The organism is Neorhizobium sp. NCHU2750 (assembly GCF_003597675.1).
GTDB lineage: Bacteria > Pseudomonadota > Alphaproteobacteria > Rhizobiales > Rhizobiaceae > Neorhizobium.
On the sequence record NZ_CP030827.1, the window covers coordinates 1 to 22,571 of the forward strand.

24 protein-coding genes are annotated in these 22,571 nt (G+C 60.3%); 13 read left to right on the plus strand and 11 right to left on the minus strand.

Annotation, left to right across the window (positions count from 1 at the left end; translation table 11 throughout):
* Both dnaA and NCHU2750_RS00010 read left to right on the plus strand, forming a co-directional pair.
* Entirely contained in the window at positions 1 to 1,569 is a 1,569-nt protein-coding gene (dnaA, locus tag NCHU2750_RS00005) for a chromosomal replication initiator protein DnaA (protein WP_119938570.1), read from the plus strand.
* 345 nt (positions 1,570 to 1,914) lie between these two features.
* Complete coding sequence (locus NCHU2750_RS00010) at positions 1,915 to 2,151, plus strand: hypothetical protein (protein ID WP_119938571.1); 237 nt, start codon at positions 1,915 to 1,917, stop codon at positions 2,149 to 2,151.
* A gap of 31 nt (positions 2,152 to 2,182) precedes the next feature.
* Here NCHU2750_RS00010 and grpE read toward each other — a convergent pair whose 3' ends face one another.
* Positions 2,183 to 2,815 (minus strand): nucleotide exchange factor GrpE, encoded by a 633-nt coding sequence (gene grpE, locus NCHU2750_RS00015; protein WP_119938572.1) that lies wholly within the window; start codon positions 2,813 to 2,815, stop codon positions 2,183 to 2,185.
* 196 nt (positions 2,816 to 3,011) lie between these two features.
* On the minus strand, positions 3,012 to 4,100 hold the full coding sequence (hrcA, locus tag NCHU2750_RS00020; RefSeq protein ID WP_119938573.1) for a heat-inducible transcriptional repressor HrcA: 1,089 nt from the start codon (positions 4,098 to 4,100) through the stop codon (positions 3,012 to 3,014).
* Between the two features lie 176 nt (positions 4,101 to 4,276).
* Between hrcA and rph the strand changes: the two genes are divergently transcribed.
* The 3 genes from rph to hemW all read left to right on the plus strand — a co-directional run bounded on the left by rph (position 4,277) and on the right by hemW (position 6,949).
* Complete coding sequence (gene rph / locus NCHU2750_RS00025) at positions 4,277 to 4,993, plus strand: ribonuclease PH (protein ID WP_119938574.1); 717 nt, start codon at positions 4,277 to 4,279, stop codon at positions 4,991 to 4,993.
* A gap of 111 nt (positions 4,994 to 5,104) precedes the next feature.
* Positions 5,105 to 5,749, plus strand: a complete 645-nt coding sequence (gene rdgB / locus NCHU2750_RS00030) for an RdgB/HAM1 family non-canonical purine NTP pyrophosphatase (protein WP_119938575.1) — start codon at positions 5,105 to 5,107, stop codon at positions 5,747 to 5,749.
* A gap of 6 nt (positions 5,750 to 5,755) precedes the next feature.
* Positions 5,756 to 6,949, plus strand: coding sequence for a radical SAM family heme chaperone HemW (gene hemW, locus NCHU2750_RS00035; RefSeq protein WP_119938576.1), 1,194 nt, complete (start codon positions 5,756 to 5,758; stop codon positions 6,947 to 6,949).
* Between the two features lie 33 nt (positions 6,950 to 6,982).
* Here hemW and ptsN read toward each other — a convergent pair whose 3' ends face one another.
* The 6 genes from ptsN to NCHU2750_RS00065 all read right to left on the minus strand — a co-directional run bounded on the left by ptsN (position 6,983) and on the right by NCHU2750_RS00065 (position 12,055).
* Entirely contained in the window at positions 6,983 to 7,447 is a 465-nt protein-coding gene (ptsN, locus tag NCHU2750_RS00040; RefSeq protein WP_119938577.1) for a PTS IIA-like nitrogen regulatory protein PtsN, read from the minus strand.
* Positions 7,448 to 7,510: 63 nt separating this feature from the next.
* Positions 7,511 to 8,086: a ribosome hibernation-promoting factor, HPF/YfiA family gene (gene hpf / locus NCHU2750_RS00045; protein WP_119938578.1), complete on the minus strand. Its 576-nt coding sequence runs from the start codon at positions 8,084 to 8,086 to the stop codon at positions 7,511 to 7,513.
* Between the two features lie 207 nt (positions 8,087 to 8,293).
* Positions 8,294 to 9,832, minus strand: a complete 1,539-nt coding sequence (gene rpoN, locus NCHU2750_RS00050) for an RNA polymerase factor sigma-54 (protein ID WP_119938579.1) — start codon at positions 9,830 to 9,832, stop codon at positions 8,294 to 8,296.
* Between the two features lie 129 nt (positions 9,833 to 9,961).
* Positions 9,962 to 10,708 (minus strand): LPS export ABC transporter ATP-binding protein, encoded by a 747-nt coding sequence (gene lptB / locus NCHU2750_RS00055; protein WP_119938580.1) that lies wholly within the window; start codon positions 10,706 to 10,708, stop codon positions 9,962 to 9,964.
* 69 nt (positions 10,709 to 10,777) lie between these two features.
* Entirely contained in the window at positions 10,778 to 11,371 is a 594-nt protein-coding gene (locus NCHU2750_RS00060; protein WP_119938581.1) for an LptA/OstA family protein, read from the minus strand.
* A gap of 12 nt (positions 11,372 to 11,383) precedes the next feature.
* Positions 11,384 to 12,055 carry an LPS export ABC transporter periplasmic protein LptC gene (locus NCHU2750_RS00065; protein WP_119938582.1) on the minus strand — a complete coding sequence of 224 codons (672 nt, stop codon included), beginning with the start codon at positions 12,053 to 12,055 and terminating at the stop codon, positions 11,384 to 11,386.
* 196 nt (positions 12,056 to 12,251) lie between these two features.
* Here NCHU2750_RS00065 and sppA point away from each other — a divergent pair, with 196 nt between their 5' ends.
* From sppA to olsB, 8 genes are all read left to right on the plus strand, one after another.
* Positions 12,252 to 13,208, plus strand: coding sequence for a signal peptide peptidase SppA (gene sppA, locus NCHU2750_RS00070; protein WP_119938583.1), 957 nt, complete (start codon positions 12,252 to 12,254; stop codon positions 13,206 to 13,208).
* A gap of 26 nt (positions 13,209 to 13,234) precedes the next feature.
* A complete protein-coding gene (locus tag NCHU2750_RS00075) occupies positions 13,235 to 13,534 on the plus strand; it encodes an integration host factor subunit beta (RefSeq protein ID WP_112454414.1) in 300 nt (99 codons plus the stop codon).
* Positions 13,535 to 13,617: 83 nt separating this feature from the next.
* The gene (locus NCHU2750_RS00080; protein WP_119938584.1) at positions 13,618 to 13,923 is read left to right on the plus strand and encodes a lipopolysaccharide assembly protein LapA domain-containing protein; all 306 of its coding nucleotides are present in this window, start codon (positions 13,618 to 13,620) and stop codon (positions 13,921 to 13,923) included.
* 186 nt (positions 13,924 to 14,109) lie between these two features.
* The gene (locus NCHU2750_RS00085) at positions 14,110 to 15,309 is read left to right on the plus strand and encodes a class I SAM-dependent methyltransferase (RefSeq protein ID WP_245480296.1); all 1,200 of its coding nucleotides are present in this window, start codon (positions 14,110 to 14,112) and stop codon (positions 15,307 to 15,309) included.
* Entirely contained in the window at positions 15,306 to 16,166 is an 861-nt protein-coding gene (locus NCHU2750_RS00090; RefSeq protein ID WP_119938585.1) for a TrmH family RNA methyltransferase, read from the plus strand. Before NCHU2750_RS00085 ends, NCHU2750_RS00090 begins: the two co-directional genes overlap by 4 nt.
* A complete protein-coding gene (gene lspA, locus NCHU2750_RS00095; RefSeq protein ID WP_119938586.1) occupies positions 16,163 to 16,651 on the plus strand; it encodes a signal peptidase II in 489 nt (162 codons plus the stop codon). The genes NCHU2750_RS00090 and lspA overlap by 4 nt, the downstream gene beginning before the upstream one ends.
* A 58-nt stretch (positions 16,652 to 16,709) precedes the next feature.
* Positions 16,710 to 18,521, plus strand: coding sequence for an ATP-binding response regulator (locus NCHU2750_RS00100; RefSeq protein WP_119938587.1), 1,812 nt, complete (start codon positions 16,710 to 16,712; stop codon positions 18,519 to 18,521).
* A gap of 98 nt (positions 18,522 to 18,619) precedes the next feature.
* Positions 18,620 to 19,492 carry a l-ornithine N(alpha)-acyltransferase gene (gene olsB, locus NCHU2750_RS00105; protein ID WP_119938588.1) on the plus strand — a complete coding sequence of 291 codons (873 nt, stop codon included), beginning with the start codon at positions 18,620 to 18,622 and terminating at the stop codon, positions 19,490 to 19,492.
* A gap of 5 nt (positions 19,493 to 19,497) precedes the next feature.
* Here the strand turns inward: olsB and NCHU2750_RS00110 are convergent, their stop codons facing one another.
* The 3 genes from NCHU2750_RS00110 to NCHU2750_RS00120 form a co-directional block, all read right to left on the minus strand.
* Positions 19,498 to 19,758: a type II toxin-antitoxin system VapC family toxin gene (locus NCHU2750_RS00110; RefSeq protein ID WP_245480297.1), complete on the minus strand. Its 261-nt coding sequence runs from the start codon at positions 19,756 to 19,758 to the stop codon at positions 19,498 to 19,500.
* Between the two features lie 126 nt (positions 19,759 to 19,884).
* Positions 19,885 to 20,133: a type II toxin-antitoxin system Phd/YefM family antitoxin gene (locus tag NCHU2750_RS00115; RefSeq protein WP_119938589.1), complete on the minus strand. Its 249-nt coding sequence runs from the start codon at positions 20,131 to 20,133 to the stop codon at positions 19,885 to 19,887.
* 65 nt (positions 20,134 to 20,198) lie between these two features.
* Positions 20,199 to 22,478 carry an NADP-dependent malic enzyme gene (locus tag NCHU2750_RS00120; RefSeq protein ID WP_245480298.1) on the minus strand — a complete coding sequence of 760 codons (2,280 nt, stop codon included), beginning with the start codon at positions 22,476 to 22,478 and terminating at the stop codon, positions 20,199 to 20,201.
* Positions 22,479 to 22,571 lie beyond the last annotated feature (93 nt).

Genomic DNA, 22,571 nt, shown 5'->3' on the forward strand with positions numbered 1-22,571 from the left:
ATGCAAATGAATACCGTATCGGCTCGTGCACTTGGCAATGTGGACCATGCACGACAGGGGTTCGATTCAGTTTGCCCGCAGGCGGCAGGGGAAACAGCGGAAATGCAGCATGATGCTCTTTTCGACCGGTTCAGTGCGCGGTTGAAGGCACAGGTGGGCCAGGATGTCTATGCGAGCTGGTTTGCGCGTCTCAAGCTCCATTCGGTTTCGAAGAGCGTTGTCAGGCTCACCGTACCGACGACTTTTCTGAAGTCCTGGATCAACAACCGTTATCTCGACCTCATCACCACGATCTTTCAGGCGGAAGACAAGGAAATTCTGAAGGTGGAAATCCTCGTGCGCAGCGCAAGCCGCAGCACGCGGCCGGCCGGCGTCGCTGAAGAGCGCCCGCAGCCTGTGCAGGGTAATGCCCCGGCGGCTGTCACACGCAGTTCTCAGCCGCGCGAAATCGGCAAGATCGCGGCATTTCCGGCGCCGTCCGCGGCCCCGGTTGCCCGTAATCCGCAGTCCGGCCCGCTGTTCGGCTCTCCGCTCGACAGCCGCTACACGTTCGATACCTTCATCGAAGGTTCCTCGAACCGCGTCGCGCTGGCCGCGGCAAAGACGATTGCCGAAGCCGGTGCGGGTGCGGTGCGCTTCAATCCGCTCTTCATTCATTCCAATGTCGGCCTCGGCAAGACCCATCTTCTCCAGGCAATCGCCAACGCGGCTGTCGGCAGCGCCCGCAATCCGCGGGTGGTCTATCTCACGGCTGAATACTTCATGTGGCGTTTCGCCACCGCGATCCGCGACAACGATGCCCTGACGCTGAAGGACAGCCTGCGCAATATCGACCTTCTGATCATCGACGACATGCAGTTCCTGCAGGGCAAGATGATCCAGAACGAGTTCTGCCACCTGCTCAACATGCTGCTCGACAGCGCCAAGCAGGTCGTGGTTGCCGCCGATCGGGCGCCTTGGGAACTGGAATCGCTCGATACGCGCGTTCGCTCGCGTCTCCAGGGCGGTGTCGCCATCGAGCTTGAGGCTCCCGAATACGAAATGCGCCTTGAAATGCTCAAGGGACGTCTTCAGTCTGCCAAGCAGGACGACCCGTCGCTCGATATTCCGGCGGAAATTCTGTCGCATGTGGCACGCAATGTCGCCAGCAGCGGCCGCGAGCTGGAAGGTGCCTTCAACCAGCTCCTGTTCCGCCGCTCCTTCGAACCGTCTCTCTCCATCGATCGCGTTGACGAGCTTCTCGCTCATCTGGTCGGGGCCGGCGAAGCCAGGCGCGTTCGCATCGAGGACATCCAGCGCATCGTTGCCCGCCATTACAATGTCTCGCGACAGGAACTGGTCTCGAACCGTCGCACCCGCGTCATCGTCAAGCCGCGTCAGATCGCCATGTATCTGTCGAAGACCATGACGCCGCGGTCCTTCCCGGAAATCGGTCGCCGCTTCGGCGGTCGCGATCACACCACCGTTCTCCATGCTGTGCGCAAGATCGAGGAACTGATCGGCGCGGATACCAAGCTCGGCCACGAAGTCGAACTGTTGAAGCGCCTGATCAACGAAAACAACGCCTGATCTTTTCGGGTTTCTAGTTAGAAAAGGGGATCGGCCCATCGTGGGCCGGTCCCCTTTTGTTTGCGCGCTTACGCGGTATTCCGCGCATCCGGTGCAGCTATGTGCGGCAACAGAAGCAAAGCGAGAGCCTTGTGGCTTGGGAATGCTGATGAGTAGGCCGCTTCTGGCCGCCGCCAGCCGACCACGTACCCGTAAAATGGCATCATTGCAGGCCGCTCTGGGCCTCAGACCCAAATCGTGTGTCTCGATCGCAGCAAAAAAGAATTCTTTTCAAGGAACAATGGTCTTCCCCCTTTGCTTTGCAAAAAGGCGCCACATGTTTCATCGATTGCCTGGAGGAAGGTCATGAATGAAGAAGCGCGCGCACGGATCGCGGCTAACGACAAACTGTTGAAGGCAGTCATCACTCTGCTGGCGATCAAGGACCCTGGCCTGCTCGACGAGCTCGACATGATATTTGCCCTGGCCGCCGATGAAGGCAGCTCGCTGGCGGATACCGATCGACGGACCCGCCTGCATTTGCAGCAAGAGCTTGAGCTTATCCGTTCGCTGGCAAGCTCGGCTCTCGAAACGACCCACTGAAGAAACGTCGCGGACGTTTCTTCATGCTCGATCAGCCGTTATTGGCGGCGCTCGTCGCTGGCTCCGTTTTGGGTCCGCCCTTTGCGACGCCGACCATGGCGGGTCTCAGCACGCGATCGCCGATGGTGAAGCCTGCCTGAACCACCTGGATGACCGTATTGTTGGGTACCGCAGGGTTCGGGACCTCAAACATTGCCTGGTGGAAGTTCGGGTCGAACTTCTCGCCCTCCGCGTCGATCTTCTTCACGCCATGCCGCTCGAGTGCCGAAAGCATGGCGCGCTCGGTCATTTCGACACCTTCGAGCAGGGTCGTCAGCGTGGCGTCGGCTGCGGCGCGCTGATCGGCCGGCACGGCATCGAGGGCGCGACGGAGATTGTCCGACACAGCCAGCATGTCGCGGGCAAAGCCTGCGACGGAATAGGACTTGGCGTCCTTCACGTCGCGCTCGGTGCGGCGGCGCAGATTGTCCATTTCCGCGGCAAGCCGCAGGAAGCGATCACGCAGGTCGGAGTTTTCAGCTTTCAAGAGATCGATCGGGTCGGGCTCCGCCGCTGGGATTTCCGCGGCATTCTGATCGGCCGCGCCGTCGAGAGCGGCTGCGGTGGCTTCCGCATTGTCTGCGAACGCTGCGTCAGGTCCGGTTTTCTTGGTTTCGTCGGTCATGACGTTCTCCGATTACTTGGCGCATCGGCCCGCAAGCCCGGATTGGCTTCGGCAAGGACGATGCGCGGGGTCCTATGAGGCTACAGCATCTCGGCATGCCGATTTTTGCTTGCCGCACTGCAGTGTCTTGAATTTTGCGCTGGATATCGAGGTTTGCGGCGAAAAAATCAAGGCTCCGACGCGATTGCGATGTGCTTTAGATCGAGCCGCGCGAGAGACGGGCAATCAGCTGGGCGGTATAGTCGACCATCGGCACGACGCGGGAATAATTGAGCCGCGTCGGACCGATGACGCCGACGGCACCGACGATGCGGTCCTCGCCGTCGCGATAGGGGGCGACGATCAGCGATGAACCGGAAAGCGAAAACAGCTTGTTCTCCGAACCGATGAAAATCCTGACACCCGGTCCCGCTTCCGCCAGTTCGAGGATCTCGATCAGGCTGTCCTTCTTCTCCAGATCGTCGAACAGCAGTCGCAGCCGGTCGAGGTCGGACGTTTCTCCAAGCCCTTCGAGAAGATTGGCGCGGCCGCGCACGATGAGTTGCGTCGGCTTGCCTTCCTCGGTATCGCCGGACCAGACGGCCAGTCCTCGCTCGATCAGATCCTGCGCCAACGCATCGACTTCCGTCTGCACTTCGCTCTTCAGCCGCTTCAGCTGGGATCTGAATTCCGGCAGCGTCTGCCCGGCCAGATGCGCGTTGAGAAAATTGGCGGCTTCGGTCAGCTGCGATGAGGTGACCCCCGCCGGCAATTCGATGATGCGGTTTTCAACCTGGTTGTGGTCGCCGACCAGGACCGCAAGCGCCTTTGTCGGTTCCAGCCGGATGAATTCCACGTGCTTGAGCACCGGATCGCTTTTGGTGGTGATAACGATGCCGGCACCGCGCGACACGCCGGATAACATCAGGCTCGCATCCGCCATCAGGTTTTCCAGTGTCTGGTCTCGCTCCACCGGCCTGATCTGCCGGTCGATGCTGGCTCTCTCCTCGTCGGAAAGATGGCCCGTTTGCATGAAGGCGTCGACGAAGAAGCGCAAGCCGCTCTGGGTCGGCAGCCGGCCGGCACTGACATGCGGCGAATAGATGAGACCGAGCTGTTCCAGGTCGCTCATCACATTACGCACCGAGGCCGGCGAGAGCGACATCGGCAGCAGCCGGGAAAGATTTCGCGAGCCGAGCGGTTCGCCCGTTTCCAGATAGCCCTCGACGATGCGGCGGAAGATTTCGCGCGAGCGATCGTCAAGCATCGAACCGGCATCCAAGCCCATAGCCGTCGGAAACTCCATCTTTTGCCGTCACCTCGATTTTGTCGTCTTGTAAATATAGTCGGTGAAGGCGACGGCTTAAAAGGGAAATGATTGAAACGACGCGGATTGTCACTGCGCGCTGCGTCAGCGGCTTTTTCTTTGCAAATGGCGGCGGACGATCTTAGAAGGCAGGAAATACTTATAGGGAGTGATGCATGCGGCCTTCAGGCAGACCAGTCAATCAGATGCGCAAGGTTTCCTTCGAGCGCAACGTTTCCAAACACGCCGAGGGATCCTGTCTGGTGAAATTCGGCGACACGCATGTGCTGTGCACGGCAAGCCTTGAGGAAAAGACGCCGCCGTGGCTGCGCAACACCGGCAAGGGCTGGGTGACCGCTGAATACGGCATGTTGCCGCGCGCCACCGGCGACCGCATGAAGCGCGAGGCGGCCTCGGGCAAGCAGGGCGGCCGCACGCTGGAGATCCAGCGCCTGATCGGCCGTTCGCTGCGCGCTGTCGTCGATCTCGAAGCGCTCGGCGAAAAGCAGATCACCATCGACTGCGATGTCATCCAGGCGGATGGCGGCACCCGCACGGCTTCTGTCACCGGCGGCTGGATTGCGCTTCACGATTGCCTGAAATGGATGGAAACGCGTTCGATGATCAAGCTCGACAAGGTCCTGAAGGATCATGTCGCGGCAATCTCCTGCGGTATCTTCGCAAATCAGGCCGTCATCGACCTCGACTATCTGGAGGATAGTGCGGCCGAGACGGATGCCAATTTCGTCATGACCGGTTCCGGCGGCATCGTCGAGATCCAGGGCACCGCCGAAGGCAAGCCGTTTACTCAGGACGAGCTTCTTCAGCTTCTGGCACTCGCCCAGGCCGGCACGCAGGAACTCGTTGCCCTGCAGAAACAGGCGATCGGCTGATTGCTATCAGGCGCGGCCGCCCCTCATACGGCGGCCGCCATTCTTTCCCCCGCCGGGGAAGGCTCTTGGTTACGGCACCCCCACTCCTCTCTTTTCGAAAAATGGAACCCCATGCGCAAGCTCGACACCAAGACCATCGTCGTCGCCAGCCACAATGCCGGCAAGATCCGGGAAATTGCCGAATTGATCGGCCCCTTCGGCTTCTCGGCAAAATCGGCAGCCGAACTGAAATTCGAAGAGCCTGACGAGACCGGCACCACGTTTGAAGAAAATGCCGCGATCAAGGCGCTCGCCTCCGCCAAGGCATCCGGCCTGCCGGCACTGTCAGACGATAGCGGCATCGTCATCGATGCGCTGGATGGTGCTCCGGGTGTCTATACCGCCAACTGGGCCGAGCGCGAGGATGGCAGCCGCGATTTCCAGATGGCGATGGAGAAGGTCGAGAAGGCGCTGCAGGATAAGGGCGCCACGACGCCGGACAAGCGGACCTGCCGCTTCGTCAGCGTACTCTGCCTTGCCTGGCCGGATGGCCATACCGAAATGTTCCGCGGTGAAGTCGAAGGCACGGTCGCCTGGCCGCCGCGCGGCACCGCCGGCTTCGGCTACGATCCGCTCTTTCAGCCGCAAGGCTATGAGACGACCTTTGGTGAGATGACGAGCGAGGAAAAGCACGGCTGGAAGCCGGGCGATGCTTCGGCGCTCTCGCACCGTGCCCGTGCCTTCAAGATTTTCGTCGAGACCTGCCTGGAGGCCTGATTTTCCGTGAACGCCGTCGTCCTCAATACTCCCGATACGCTGCTGCCCGATACGGGCGAGCCGGGCTTCGGCGTCTATGTCCATTGGCCCTTCTGCGCGGCCAAATGTCCTTACTGTGACTTCAACAGCCATGTTCGCCACCAGCCGGTGGATCAGGCCCGTTTCACCGCAGCCTTCCTGAAGGAGATGGAAACGATGCGGGCGATGAGTGGCCCGAAGGTTGTCACCAGCATCTTCCTCGGCGGTGGTACCCCATCACTGATGGACCCCTCGACCGTCGAGGCGATCCTCAACGGTATTGCCCGCCATTGGAGCGTGCCGGATGGCATCGAGATCACCATGGAGGCCAATCCTTCTAGCGTCGAGGCGGAGCGCTTCCGCGGATACCGCGCGGCCGGCATCAACCGCGTCTCCATGGGCGTTCAGGCGCTCAACGATGCCGATCTGAAATTCCTCGGCCGCCTGCATGATGTGGCCGATGCCCTGAAGGCAATCCGCCTGGCGCGCGAAATCTTTCCGCGCATGTCCTTCGACCTCATCTATGCGCGGCCGAAACAGACGGTGGAGGCCTGGGAGGCGGAGCTGAAGGAGGCGATCTCCTATGCCGTCGACCATCTGTCACTCTACCAGCTGACGATCGAGGAGGGGACACCTTTCTACGGCCTGCACAAGGCGGGCAAGCTCATCGTTCCGGACGGCGACCAGTCGGCAGCGCTCTACGAGGCAACGCAGGAAATCACCGCGCGCCACGGCATGCCGGCCTATGAAGTATCCAACCATGCGAGACAGGGGGCGGAAAGCCGCCACAATCTCACCTATTGGCGTTACGGCGATTATGCCGGCATCGGGCCTGGAGCCCACGGTCGGCTCGCTCGCGGCCGCAACAAGATCGCCACCGCCACCGAGCGCCGCCCGGAAACATGGCTCGAGCAGGTGGAAGCCCAGGGACACGGCATGATCGAGCAGGAAATCCTCGGCTACGAGGAGCAGGCCGACGAGCTGCTGCTGATGGGCCTGCGCCTCAAGGAGGGTGTCGATCTCGCTCGCTGGCAGGAACTGTCCGGCCGCGACCCGGATCCCGTGCGTGAGGAGCGCCTGCTCGAATACGGCTTCATCGAGCGGCTCGGAAACTCGCGCCTGCGCTGCACGCCGAGCGGCATGCTGATCCTCGACGCGGTCGTTGCCGATCTCGCCTGCTGATCTGCCGTCATTTCAGGAAAAGGAAGGCCGCGCTCAGGCGGCGTTGTTGGCCTGCTCTTCGTTGAGGAAGGCATAGATGGCCGATGCTGACTCCGTCTGGCGTAGCTTGCCGACGAGTTCCTGGTCGCGCAGCACGCGGGCAATGCGCGACAGAGCTTTCAGATGATCTGCGCCGGCCCCTTCGGGTGCCAGGAGAAGGAAGACGAGGTCGACGGGTTCGTCGTCCAGCGCTTCGAAATCGACCGGGCTTTCAAGCCGTGCGAAGATGCCCTTGATCGACGAAATACCGGCGAGCTTGCCATGCGGAATGGCGATGCCATGCCCGACACCGGTCGATCCCAGCCGTTCGCGCTGAAGGATGACGTCGAAGATTTCCCGCTCGGAAACGCCTGTGAGCTTGGCTGCCTTGACAGCCAATTCCTGCAGGAGCTGTTTCTTGGAGGTCACTTTCAAGGCAGGGATAATCGCATCTGGATGCAGCAGATCTGCCAATGCCATTCTTTTCATCCTTTGTGCCGCGAGGGCGTGGGAAGCGCCGTTGCCGACGCCTCCCGAGTTTCTTTAGTTCTTGATATTGGTGGAATCGATCCAGCCAATATTGCCGTCCTGGCGCCTGTAAACGATGTTCAGCTTCTCGTCACCGGGGCTCCGGAAAAGAAGCACAGGTTCGTCGGTCATATCGAGCGCCATCACGGCAGTCGCGACCGACATCGTCCGCAGCGGCTTCGTGCTTTCGGCGACGATCGTCGGAGCGAAATCGTCCGGAACATCCTCGTCCTCATCCGGCACCCGGTCCATGACCGTATAGGCCACTTCGGCAAATCCGTTCGCCTGGACGCCTGCGTGATGATCCTTCAGACGGCGCTTGTAACGGCGCAAACGCTTTTCGATCCGCTCTGCGGCGGCATCGAAGCTGCCCTGGGGATCGTTTGCCTCGCCAGCTGCATGAAAGACCATGCCGGTATCGAGATGCACCTTGCAGTCTGCCGAGAACCGCGGTCCGGACTTCTCGACGATGACCTGGCTTGAATAGCCGCCATCGAAGTATTTCGTTATTGCCTCCCCGATATGGTCTTCGATCCTTTGGCGGAAAGAATCGCCGATTTCCATATGTTTACCGGATACGCGCACACTCATGGAATTATTCCTTCTTGTCGTGACTTGCGTGTTCCAGTCTACGCCAAGCCGCTCCTGCATCCAAGCCGTTCGCACCGATTGTCGCAAATTAGCGCTGACATCCCGGCCTGCGGGCTGGGAGAGGGCGTCCCCCGGCTGCGGCGGGGCTTCTAGCCTCCGGGCGTTGGGATGTCAACGTCTCCACCTGTGGATGTGCTGTGAATGCGGTTACACTGCTGCGGCCCGCGCCAACGCGCGCTTTTCCCGGCGCCGCTGCACGGAGGAGGGAATGTTCATGGCTTCCCTGTACTTGGCGACCGTACGCCGGGCGAGATCGACGCCCGCCTGTTTCAGACTGGTCACGATATCGTCATCGGACAGCACGGCTTCTGGCACCTCCTGATTGATCAGAACCCTGATCTTGTGGCGCACCGCTTCGGCAGAGTGGCTGTCGCCGCCTTCGTCGGCCGATCCGATCGAGACGGTGAAGAAATATTTGAGCTCGAACATGCCGCGCGGCGTCAGCATGTACTTGTTGGACGTGACGCGGCTGACGGTCGATTCATGCATCTTGATCGCTTCCGCCACGGTCTTCAGATTGAGTGGCCGCAGATGATCGACGCCATGCATCAGGAAGGCATCCTGCTGCCGAACGATCTCGCTCGCCACCTTCATGATCGTCTTGGCGCGCTGGTCCAGGCTGCGCGTCAGCCAGTTGCCGTTCTGCAGGCAGTCCGACAGGAAGACATAGTCTTCGCTGTTCTTCGGGCAGCCTTTCGATACCTGCTGGAAATAGATCTGGTTGACCAGCACACGCGGCAACGTGTCCGGATTGAGTTCCACCGCCCAGCCGCCGCCATTTGCCGGCCGCACGACGATATCCGGGGAAATGACATCGGCCACCTGCCCAGCGAAATCCGCACCGGGTTTCGGGTTGAGCTGGCGGATTTCCGACAGCATGTCGAGAAGGTCCTCGTCATCCACGCCGCAGAGTTTCCGAAGCGTGGTGAAATCCCGCTTGGCCAGAAGTTCAAGATGCTGGACCAGTGCCGCCATCGCAGGGTCAAGGCGGTCCTTGTTCCGTAGCTGGATTGCCAGACATTCTCCGAGCGAGCGAGCGAATATGCCCGAAGGATCAAGCGTCTGAAGGCGCTCCAGAACGCGCTCCACATGCGGCAAGTCCGTTCCCAGCCGGCTGGCCACGTCCCCCAGATCGCATTGCAGGTAACCCGCATCGTCGAGCTCGTCGGTCAGTTGCTGCGCAATCAGCCGGTCCTGCGGTTCTCTCAGCAGCAATGGCACCTGCTGGCTGATATGCTCACGTAGGCCGACCTCACCGGCGATGAAATCGTCGAAATCATAGTCTTCGCCCGCATCGCCGCCAGGCATGGATTTCCATTGGCCGAGCAGCTCCGGTGCATCAGCCCGGCGTTCCGGCTGGTCGTCGGGAAACACGTTCTCGGCGCCGCCGTCGAGCTCGTCGCCAAACGTCTCGCTGATGACGATACCCTGGTCATCCGGCCAGTTTCCGGCATCCGTCTCGCCGTCGCTCGTGCTGTGCTCGGCTGCGTCACTATGGCCTAATTCCGCGCCACTTTCTCCGTCGGATGGCGCAATTTCGAGCAGCGGATTCTTTTCCAGCTCCTGGGCAATGAACTGGTTGAGCTCGAAATGGGTCATTTGCAGCAGCTGGATGGACTGCATCAGCTGCGGCGTCATGACAAGCGATTGGGTCTGTCGCAGGAAAAGGCTGGCGGTTAAACCCATGGTGGACGCTAAACTCCCGAAATCCCTTGGCCGCGCATTCATTGCTCAGCCGCCTTAGGCGCATCTGGCACAAGAATTGCTTTTTTGAGAGATTTGGTCAAGCGGCGCAGAGATTATTTCGCTGCGATTTCAGAGGCTGAACTTGTCCCCGAGATAGAGCCGCCTCACGTCCTGGTTATTCACGATATCCGAAGCCCGTCCATGCGTCAGCACTTCGCCGGCATGGATGATATAGGCTCGATCGATGAGGCCAAGGGTTTCGCGTACGTTGTGATCGGTTATCAGTACCCCAATACCACGTGCGGTCAAGTGGCGAACGAGATTCTGGATATCAGAGACGGAGATCGGGTCGACGCCGGCAAAAGGCTCGTCCAGCAGCATGAAGGACGGGTCCGTCGCGAGCGCGCGCGCGATTTCCAGGCGCCGCCGCTCGCCGCCGGAAAGGGCGACGGCTGCAGACTTGCGCAGATGGCTGATATGGAATTCTTCCAGCAACTCGTCGAGCTTGGCCTCGCGCTTGTCGCGATTGGGTTCGTGCGCCTCAAGCACGGCGCGGATGTTGTTTTCCACCGATAGCCCACGGAAGATCGACGCTTCCTGCGGAAGATAGCCGACACCCAGCCTCGCACGGCGATACATCGGCATGCGCGTCACTTCATTGCCGTTGATGGCGATCATGCCTTCGTCGACCGGCACGAGACCCGTGATCATGTAAAAACAGGTCGTTTTGCCTGCGCCATTCGGTCCCAGAAGTCCGACGGCTTCGCCACGGCGAACAACAAGGGAGACCCCGTTGACCACCCGCCGCGTGTCATAGGTCTTGGAAAGGCCGTGAGCAACGAGAGTGCCCTCATAGCGCGTCTTGTCACGCGCCATGAATGGTTCTGGCGAAGGTGTAGCACTTGCCGGTGAGCGGGAGAGGAAAGGAAGCTTCACGTGTTGGGTCTATTGCTTGGGGCGCGACTTCGGGTCGAGCATGATTTCAACGCGTTGGCCGCAGGCATCGAGCTTGGCCTCGCCGGTCTGCATGTGCACCGTCAGCTTGCAGCCTCGGAAGACATTCGGGCCATCGGAAAGCACGACCTGCTTGCCGGTCAACACGAAGGTCTGGCTGGCCATGTCGAACTGCCCATTGTCGGCAGTCGCCTGCTGGGTGCCGGAGTTCAGATAGACCGTGTCGTCGAGGAAGATCTTGTCGATATCCGCATTGCCGCTGGAGATCGAGGTCGCGGCAGCTTTGCTGTCGCCATTGGTCTTGCCGTCGCTATTGGCCTTTTCCTTGTAAAGCACGGTCATCTTGCCGGCCTTCAGCGTCGTCGTGCCCTGCACGACATTCACGTTGCCGGTGAAATAGGCCTTCTTTTCCTGATCCTTGATCTCCAGCTGGTCGCTCTGGATCTGGATCGGCTGGTCATTGGAAAGCTTGAGGCCGCCCATATTGCTGGTTGTCGACTGAGCAAAGGCGGATGTGCCCAAACAGCAGAGAAGTGCCGCCGCGGTCGCGGCAGGAATGCGGGAGTATAAGCGATGATGCATCATGGCGGCCGGGCTCTACTTGCCTTTGTTGCGAGTGGCTGCAGGATCGAGATGGACCCGAACTGTGCCGGTGAACGTGAGGGTATGCCCCTTATCGGTGATCTTCATCGAATCTGCAACAATGGAGCCTTCGGTCATCGTGATATTCACCATATCCGAGGTGTTCATCGTACCGCCGGGGATATCGACATGGGCCGATTTGAAATGCGCGGTCACGCCGTTGCTGAGATTGACGTCGAATGGTGTGGCGAGATCGAGAACGTCGGCTCCGCGATCGAAGTCCGCGCTCGTCGCCGTTACACGGGCGATAATATCCTCGTTGATCGGTACCGCCGCCTTGACGTCCTTCAAGGTGATCATGTTGGGGTTCTGAATATCCTGCAATGCCTTGGTCGCCAGCATCGAATAGCTGATGCCCTGCGCGTTGCGACCGGATATCGCGGGTCGTTCCATGACGATCTTGCCGTCTTCGATCTTCGCGCTCTCGATGGAAAGATTTTCCGGCATATAGGTGCGGATAACAGCAACGCCGACGAAAAGAAGCGAGATCACGCCCGCGGCAATCGGCAGGAGGATCCGCAGTCTGCTCACGCGGGATGAATGTGCGATTGCCGCATCATAAGGGCTCGCTGGCGCTTGTTCGGAAGCGGCAATCGGCTTGCCCGAATTTCGCAGATGCTGCAGCATGTGGGTCCGTTCGTTCTTTTTCGGCACTCGCTCGGGTCGGCTTTTAGGGTCCGCACCACGATCGTCGACCGCCAATATGGTTTTTATCCTTCAACAAACAATAACGAAGAACATAAAAACGTGATAGGAGCGGCGGCGATGGACGAAACGGATCCAATTTTTGGTTTCCAGAATATTAAGCAGGCAGGGCTTTTTTATGGACCACATGGCAATTGCAGATAGGCGCCAGTTGCGTCGCAAGCTCGGCTTCTGGCGTATCGCAGCCCTTTTACTCCTGGTCGTCATCGGTTTCGTTTCCTACCGGCTGCTTGCCGGCGACAAGACGGGAGCGGCCGCACCGCATGTCGCCCGCGTCAACATTTCGGGCATGATCACCGATGACCGTGAGCTGGTCGAGCGGCTTGAGAAGATCGCCGACAGCAATGAGGCCAAGGCGCTGATCGTATCCATCTCGTCTCCTGGCGGCACGACCTATGGCGGGGAGCGGCTGTATCAGGCGATCCGCAAGGTCGCGGCCAAGAAGCCCGTCGTTTCCGACATTCGCACACTCGCGGCCTCGGCTGGCTACATGATTGCCACCGCAGGCGATGAGATCATTGCAGGCGAAAGCTCGATCACCGGTTCGATCGGCGTCATCTTCCAGTATCCGCAGGTCGACGAGGTGATGAAGAAGATCGGCGTCTCGCTTGAGGAGATCAAGTCGTCGCCGCTGAAAGCTGAGCCATCGCCCTTCCATCCGGCCAGCGATGACGCCAAGGCGATGATCCGCAGCATGATCATGGATAGCTATGGTTGGTTCGTCGACCTTGTGGCCGAGCGGCGGAAACTTCCGCGCGACGAGGTTCTGAAACTCGCCGACGGCACGATATTCACCGGACGGCAGGCCCTCAACGTCAAGCTTATCGACAAGCTGGGCGGTGATGACGATATTCGCGATTACTTGGCGAGCCGCGGCATTTCGCGCGATCTGCCGATCGTCGAGTGGAAGGACAGCGACAGTTCCTCGTCCTTCTGGTTTGCCCACGCGCTGGCCGGGCTTTTCCGTTACATGGGCATCACCATGCCGATTGCACCCGATGCGCTTGAGGGATGGGGGCCAAGCAAGTTGTTCCTTGACGGTCTTGTCTCCGTTTGGCAGGTTGGGAATGGTTGAAAATCTAATTTTTTCAGGGGGCAACCGTGATAAAGTCTGAATTGGTACAGATCGTTGCGGCACGCAATCCGCATCTCTACCATCGCGACGTCGAGAACATCGTCAATGCCGTGCTCGATGAAATCACGGATGCTCTTGCCGGCGGCAACAGGGTGGAACTCCGTGGCTTCGGCGCGTTCTCGGTAAAGAACCGCCCGTCGCGCTCGGGACGTAATCCGAGAACGGGCGAAAGCGTGTTCGTCGAGGAGAAATGGGTTCCGTTCTTCAAGACCGGGAAGGAGCTGCGCGAGCGGCTCAATCCGGGCATGGCCGACGAGGACGATTGAGACGGAAATCGCCGCAGGGTCTTGAAACTGCGGCATCCGGCCCGATCTGTTTTCCGTCATTGAGATATTTGCCGGAGTAAGTCATGACAAAGCTGAAGCGGATCCTTTCGCTTGTCGTTTTTGTGCCGATTGGCATCATCCTGATCGTGCTGGCGGTTGCCAATCGGCAGACCGTCACTCTGGCGCTCAATCCCTTCCAGCCGCAGGACAGCATATTGGCGGTCTCGGCGCCCTTCTTTGTCTTCGTATTCCTGGCCCTGCTTGTCGGCATGGCGATCGGCGCCTTGGTGACATGGTGGCGTCAGGGGCGTTATCGCAAGCTTGCCCGCACGGAAGCCAAGGCGGCGGTGAAGTGGCAGAACGAGCACAAGGCAATCGCTCGGCGTTGATCAGTCGAGTTCTGCGTGGCATTCCGGGTCCAGGCACGCTCTGGCAATTCCCGAAATCTTTCGTCGTATCGGGATAAGGCAGTCGCCTTGTCTCAAGAAGCGGCCTGATTCTATCGTCGTCACCTGGGCTTTGCCGAAGGCTCTCCAGATGCTATCTGCACGCGGATGAGAGCGAAGGATCATTCTTTGAAGAGCAGAGACAAGCGCAGCGGGCAGAAGGCTCCGCCGAAAGGCGCGCCGGGCGGTGCGTCGAAAGGCGCTTCCCGAGGAGGGAGCGGCGCTGAACGTCATGGTGCCACCACAAAGCCGAAGGCGCCGGCTTCCGCGATGCGCCAGAAATCTGCCGAACCCCGGTCCGGGGAGCGTAGTGCCAGGGACGCAAGAGCCAGCGAAAAAGCGGCAAGCGCGGCATCTGCCGCCCAGGCTGCCACGCCGGCCCGCGCTCTGCTCGATCGCTCGGGCGATCTGCCGCGTGAAAACGTGCCTGTCATTCTGGAATCGCAGAATGCCGGTGATTTCCATCTTGTCGATAGCGGCCGTGGCCTGAAGCTCGAAAAATACGGTCCCTATTTCGTCGTCCGGCCGGAGGCACAGGCACTCTGGCAGCCGTGCCTGCCGGGCAGCGTCTGGGACAGGGCAGATGCTGTCTTCACCGGCAATACGGACGAGGACGGCATGGGGCGCTGGAAGTTCCCGCGACAGGCGCTCGGCGAAACATGGCCGCTGTCGCTGCTCGACATCGATTTCCTTGGACGTTTCACCGCCTTCCGTCATATGGGCTTCTTCCCCGAACAGATCGTCCATTGGGGCTGGGTAAAGGAGCGTGTCGAGGAGGCGAAGGCCAGGGGACGCACGCTCAAGGTCTTGAACCTCTTCGGCTATACAGGCGTTGCCTCGCTCGTTGCCGCCGCTGCCGGTGCCGAAGTCACCCATGTCGACGCCTCGAAGAAGGCGATCGGCTGGGCGAGGGACAATCAGGCTCTCTCCCGCCTCGACAAGGCGCCGATCCGCTGGATCTGCGAGGATGCCATGAAGTTCATCCTTCGCGAGGAACGCCGCGGCAGCACCTACGACATCATCCTGACCGACCCGCCGAAATTCGGCCGCGGGCCGAATGGCGAGGTCTGGGAATTGTTCGAGCACCTCCCGGTGATGCTCGATATCTGCCGCGAGCTTCTGTCCAAGGACGCGGTCGGCCTCGTGCTGACGGCTTACTCGATCAGGGCAAGCTTCTATTCCATCCATGAACTGATGCGTGAGACCATGCGCGGCGCAGGCGGCACGGTGGAATCGGGTGAGCTCGTCATCCGCGAAACCGGCCTTGATGGTCATGACCGTGGCCGCGCGCTCTCCACATCCCTTTTCAGCCGCTGGGTTTCAAAATGACAGACGATTTCAGAAAGCCGGGCGCACGCAAGGTCGGCCAGGTGAAGGAAGTCACTTCGCTCGCCAATCCGATCATCAAGGACATCAAGGCGCTATCCAACAAGAAGGATCGCGAGGCTGCCGGCACCTTCATGGCCGAGGGCCTGAAGCTTGTGATCGATGCGCTGGAACTCGGCTGGGAAATCCGCACGCTGATCTATGCCAAGGCGGCCAAGGGCAAGCCTCTGGTCGAGCAGGCCGCGACCCGCACCGTCGCCAATGGCGGACTTGTGCTTGAAGTCTCTGAAAAAGTCCTGTCCTCGGTCACGCGGCGCGACAATCCGCAGATGGTGGTCGGCATTTTCGAGCAGCGCTGGATGCGGCTGGACGACTTGCTCCCGTCGCGGGATCAGACTGTCGTCGCGCTCGATCGGGTGCGTGATCCGGGAAATCTTGGCACGATCATCCGCACCGCCGATGCTGCCGGCGCCTCTGCCGTCATTCTCGTGGGCGATTGCACCGATCCCTTCTCGCTCGAAACGGTGCGCGCCACCATGGGCTCGGTCTTCGCTTTGCCCGTGGTGAAATGCTCGGCGGAAGAATTCCTCTCCTGGCAGAAGCGGGCCGGCGTCGAAGTGGTGGCCACCCATCTGGCCGGTGCCATCGACTATCGCAAGGCGGACTACAAGACCAGGCCGGTCGTCATCCTCATGGGCAATGAGCAGTCGGGGCTTCCGGACAATCTTGCCAACGCGGCAAACCGCACGGTCCGTATCCCGCAACAGGGAAGGGCAGACAGTCTCAACCTTGCCGTTGCCACCGCCGTCATGCTGTTTGAAGCACGCCGCCATCTCCTTGTCCTGGAAGAAAGAAAATGAACGAGCGCGCAGCCTATCTCTCCCGTCCGCTGATCGCCGCAATCGTCATCGTGATCGCCGTCATCCTCGATCAGGTGGTTAAGCTTGCCGTAGAAGCCTATCTGCCGATGCATGAAACGGTACCGGTCCTGCCTTTCCTGGCACTGTTTCGCACCTATAATCTCGGCGTTGCCTTCTCGCTCCTCTCCGGCATGGAGCGGGAATTCATCATCGGCATGCGGCTGGTCATCGTTGCCGTGGTTCTGTGGCTCTGGCGCAGGACCCCCGCCTCGCGCACCTTCGCGCATTTGGGCTTCGCCTTGATCATCGCCGGTGCGATCGGCAATCTCATTGATGGCGTACTTTACGGTCACGTCATCGACTACGTCCTGTTCCACACGCAGACCTGGTCGTTTGCCGTCTTCAACCTCGCCGACAGCTTCATCACCATCGGCGCGGGCTTCGTCATTCTCGATGAGTTGATCGGTTCGAAGACACGCGATTAACCCTTTATTAGTCCGACGGCATAAGGATTGCGAAGGAAAGCCCGTGTAGTCTTGCTGCATGCGCACCATTGCCGAACTGCACGATCGCATCACACGGGCGTTTTCCTCGAGAGCCTTTCCGGGGGAACACGCGAAGCCGTTGCGGGAGATCGTTGTCCGGCCTTCGGAAGGCGTCGATGGCCACTCCAACGCCTTGCGCGGCTCTGCGGGCACGTTGCAAAGCCTCTTCTCTCAATTGAAGTCCTGGTCGCCGAGTAGCCGCAACCGTTCCCTGACGGGACGGCTCAAACAATCGGAAGCCGTCAGCGAAGCGAAATCCCGCCGCCTGTCGACCGTCGTTCATGAAATCCGCACGCCGCTTAATGGCATTCTCGGCATGACGCATCTGCTCAGCCAGACCAAGCTGACGGCGGAGCAGCAGAATTATCTGAGCGGCATTCGCCAGTCCGGCCATCTTCTGGCGCAACTCGTCGACGACATCCTCGATCTGTCGACGATGGAGGCAGGCCGCTTCCGGCTCAACACGCGCGCCGAAAACCTGCGGCAGCTGCTGGAAAGCGTCGTCGAGATGCTGTCGCCTCGAGCCCACGAAAAGCGGATCGAAGTGGCGGCAACATTCGCCGCCGACCTGCCCGACCTGCTCGATTTCGATCCCGCCCGGCTGCGCCAGGTCCTGTTCAACGTCATCGGCAACGCGGTCAAGTTTACCAGTGTCGGCGGTGTCCTCGTCCGTGTCGAGATCGCCGCGGGCAATGTCGAAATTGCTGTCAACGATACCGGGCCGGGTATGACGCCGACGGAACAGGCAACCATTTTCGGCGAGTTCGAACAGGCGGGATCGGCTGAAGCGCGAAGCGGCGGCACCGGCCTCGGCCTCGGCATCGCATCGCGCATTCTGACGGAATTCGGCGGTTCTCTTTCGGTCAGAAGCAAAAAGGGTGATGGCAGCACCTTCACCATACGCTTTCCCGTGCGACTGGCCGAAGACGTCGCGGCTGGCGATACGGATCGTAGCGGGATGCTGTCACGGTCGCGTGTGCTGCTTCTTGCTCCGCCTGGGCCGACGGCTCAGGCGACAGTTGCCACCATTGAGGCGCTGGGCGGTCGCTGCCGACATGTCGCCAGTGCTAGCGACGTGTCGGTACTGATCGATCGCGCCGCGCTGGGCGCCATGCCGTTTACGGACCTCGTCGTCGATCATCGCCTCGCATCCGACTATGCCTGCGAGCCGCAGCATCATCCACTGCATCGCATCCTGCTCGTCAATCCGGAAGAGCGTGCCTCGCAGCCGCAGGACCTCTTCGATGCCTGGCTGATCCGGCCGCTGCGCGAACGGTCGCTGATCGATGTGCTGAGCGGCCGCATGCGCGGCTTCGCACGCCCTCCTGCCTCAACATCCGGCTCGGCGCCGATCATGGCCCCGCCGGTGGTATCCGAGGTGGCCACCGATCCGGCCCGGAGAGAAAAGCTCGATATCGTGCTGGCCGAGGACGATCCGATCAATGCCACGCTGGTGCGCGCGACCTTGCTGCGGGGCGGGCACAAGGTGCGATGGGTCGCTGACGTTCCGAGTTTCTTCGATATCATCCGGCAGGTCGATGCCCAGCCCGACCTGATCATCACCGACATGAACATGCCCGGCGGGGATCCGCTCGATGTGCTGGTGGATCTACGTACAAAGGAAAAAACGCTGCGGCTGTCGGCTGTGCCTGTCGTCGTCCTGACGGGGGATAGTCGCGATGGGTTGCTGCAGGATGCCATGGCCGCCGGCGCCGACAGGGTATTCCAGAAGCCTGTCGAGCCGGAGAGGCTGCTGGACGAAATCCGCAATCTTCTCGGCCGCGATGTGGATCGCCAGGGAAGCCGTTGACGGATCCCGGATGCCATCCTAATGTGACAATTGACGTCACGTTCCTGTCGTAGAGACGTGATTTATGACGGTGATCCAACCGGGACGGGCAAATCACCATGGCAATCGAACTCCTGAACCGCGAATTGACACTCGATATTCCTTCGACTCCGCCGCCATCCACTGTCAATGGCGATGTATTCGGCCGCATAGGCTCGCTCGAAACGCGGCTTGCACGCAGCAGCCGCGAAATTGAGGCTGCGCAGGTTGTGCGCTACCGCGTCTTCGTCGAAGAGATGAAGGCGACGCTGAGCCCTGAAGCGATGCGCCTCAAGCGTGACTTCGACAGCTATGACGATATTTGCGACCACCTTCTTGTGGTCGACAACGCCATCGAGGGCGAGATCGAGGATCAGATCGTCGGCACCTACCGCCTTCTGCGGCAGGAAGTTGCCATGGCGAATGGTGGTTTTTATTCGGCCTCCGAATTCGATATCGAGCCTCTTCTGGCCCGTCATCCCGATAAGCAGTTCATGGAGCTTGGCCGCTCCTGTGTCATCCCGGACTACCGCACCAAGCGCACGGTCGAGCTTTTGTGGCTGGGCAACTGGACCTATTCGCTGAGGCACGGCATGGGCGCCATGTTTGGCTGCGCATCCTTCCCCGGCGTCTCTCCCGAAGAGCACGCGCTGGCATTGTCCTTCCTGCATCACAATTCGCTTGTGAAGGATCAATGGATGGTGTCGGCGAAGCCTGATCTCTATCGCAAGATGGATATGATCCCGGCCGAAAGCATCAATCCGCGCCAGGCGCTTTCGGCCATGCCGCCGCTCGTGAAGGGCTATCTGCGGCTCGGTGCGATGATCGGTGATGGTGCTGTCGTCGACCAGGCGTTCAACACCACCGATGTCCTGATCGTCCTGCCGATCGCCGAGATTTCCGGCCGATACATCAACCATTTCGATGTCGACGGTGGCCGCTTCGTCAGCTGATACGCTTACTGCACGAGCCTGATTGGCTCGGGATAGCGTGCTATCATCTCGTCCGACGTCAGCAGAAGCATGCCTTCCGCCGCTGCCTGTGCGATCAGGATTCGATCAAACGGGTCCTTGTGGATCGGCGGCATGAGCTCCAGGGCAAAGGCGTGGCGCGAGTTCACCGTCAACTCGCTGAAGCCGTTATCCAGAAGCGCTCGCTGCAAAATGCGCGGTTCAATATTGAAGCCGCTGCGGTTCAGACCTCTCTTGATCATCAGCATCCCAGATGCTGGCCGAACTGAAGAAAAGCTGGTTTTCAACGCTCTCGAGGACATCCCGCATCTCATCACTCAGTTTGGGATCATCCTCCGCAAACCAAGCGAGTATATCAGAATCGGGAAGTATTCTCATTTTCGCTCGCCATAAAACATCTCTTCGATCTCCTTGGCGAACATCGTGTCAAAGTCATCCGGAATCTGAGCGTATCCCTTGAGAAAGCCGGCGCGGCGTTTCTTCTCCGGCTGCACCTCTTCCAGCGGCACGACCTTCGCCATCGGCTTTCCTGCCTTGGCGATGACGAAGCCTTCGCCATTTGCAGCTTCCTCGACGAGGCGCGACAGATGCGTCTTGGCGTCATGAATATTGATGGTCTTCATGATGCGCTCCGGGTGGAGTTGGTTCACTGAACTTAGTCCACCCGGCCGATGCTTCCAATCAGTGCTTACGAACCGGCATTGTAAGCCGCGATCGCTGCCATGTTGACGATTTCCGAATCCTTGGCACCCATCTGGGTGATCTGGACCGACTTGTCGAAGCCGACGAGAAGCGGGCCGATGATTGTCGAGCCGCCGATTTCCTGCAGCATGCGCGTGGCGATCGATGCCGAATGGATCGCCGGCATCACCAGCACATTGGCCGTGCCTGAAAGCCGGCAGAACGGATATTGCTCCATCCGGCCCGCATTGAGCGCCACATCCGCGGACATCTCGCCATCGTATTCGAAATCGACACGCCGGCCGTCGAGGATCTTTACCGCTTCGCGCACCTGTTCCGAACGGTCGCCGACCTGCTGGCCGAAATTGGAATAGGCGAGCATCGCCACCCGCGGTTCATAACCCATGCGCCGGGCAACCCGCGCTGCTTCCGTCGCAATATCGGCAAGATCCTCGGCATCCGGCCTGTCGTGGACGGCCGTATCGGCAACGAAGATCGTCCGTCCGCGAGCGACGACGAGTGACACGCCGATCACCCGATGTCCCGGCTTGGCGTCTATGCAGCGCCTGACGTCCGAAAGCGCGGTCGCATAATTGCGCGTCGTACCCGTCACCATTGCGTCGGCGTCGCCCACAGCCACCATCGTGGCGGCAAAATGGTTGCGGTCGTTGTTGATCAGCCGCTGCACGTCGCGCAGCAGAAAACCGTCCCGCTGCAAGCGTGCGTAGAGATAGTCGATATAGGCCTCGGTCCGCGTCGAGATACGGGCATTGACGATCTCGATGCCGGGTCGGTCGAGATCGATGCCGGCCTTCTCCGCCGTCGTCCGGATCACGTCGTCACGTCCGAGCAGGATGGCGGTGCCGAGTTCCTGGTTGCAGAAGGAGATCGCGGCACGCATGACCTGCTCTTCTTCCGCCTCGGCAAATACGACCCGCTTGGGGAAGCGGCGCACGCGATCGTAGATGCTTTGCGTCGTCGCCGCGATCGGGTCGCGACGAGCGGAAAGCTCGCGGCCATAGGCGGCAAGGTCGGTGATTTCCCGCCGCGCAACGCCGCTTTCGATCGCAGCCTTCGCGACCGCCACCGGAATTGCCGAGATCAGGCGCGGATCGAAAGGAACGGGGATGATATACTGCGAGCCGAAACGCGGCCGGTTGCCCTGATAGGCGGCAGCCACATCGTCAGGCACGTCTTCGCGGGCAAGATCGGCCAGCGCCTGGGCTGCGGCGATCTTCATCGCGTCGTTGATCTGGCGGGCGCGAACATCGAGCGCGCCGCGGAAGATGTAGGGGAAGCCGAGTACGTTGTTGACCTGGTTCGGATAGTCCGAACGGCCGGTTGCCATGATCGCGTCGTCGCGGATGCGGGCGACTTCCTCCGGCGTGATTTCCGGATCGGGGTTGGCCATGGCGAAGATGATCGGCTTGTCGGCCATCGAGCGGATCATCTCGGCGGTGAAGGCGCCCTTCTGCGAAAGGCCGAATACCACGTCGGCGCCTTTCATCGCTTCTTCGAGGCTGCGCGTGTCGGTCTTCACGGCATGCGCGCTCTTCCACTGGTTCATCCCCTCGGTGCGACCCTGATAGATCACGCCCTTGGTGTCACAGAGGATGATATTGGCTGGGTTGAAGCCCATCGCCTTGATCAGCTCGATACAGGCGATTGCTGCTGCACCTGCGCCGTTGCAGACGAGCTTGGTGGTCTTGAGGTCGCGCCCGGTCAGTTCCAGCGCGTTGATCAGGCCTGCTGCCGCGATGATCGCCGTACCGTGCTGGTCGTCGTGGAAGACCGGGATATCCATCAGTTCGCGCAGGCGGCTCTCGATGATGAAACATTCCGGCGCCTTGATGTCTTCGAGGTTGATGCCGCCGAAGGAGGGGCCGAGATAGCGCACGCAATTGATGAACTCATCGACATTTTCCGTATCGACCTCAAGGTCGATGGAATCGACATCGGCAAAGCGCTTGAACAGGACCGACTTGCCCTCCATCACCGGCTTCGAGGCAAGCGCGCCGAGATTTCCGAGGCCAAGGATGGCGGTCCCGTTGGAGATGACGGCCACCATGTTGCCGCGCGTCGTGTAGTCGTAGGCAGTGGCAGGATCGGCGGCGATCGCCTTTACCGGTACGGCCACACCCGGAGAATAGGCAAGCGACAGGTCGCGCTGCGTCGCCATCGGCTTGGTGGGCGTGATCTCCAGCTTGCCGGGGCGTCCGTCAGCGTGAAAGTCCAGCGCCTCCTGATCGGTTACCGATGTGCGTGTCTTGCCTGTCTTCTCGTTCACGGGGTGTTTCCTCTCCAGCTTCCTGTGGGCAGCCTTCCTCAAGGTCGCCGCAAATATTGTCTTCCAAGGGGCTTCACCGATAGTGTCGCCACT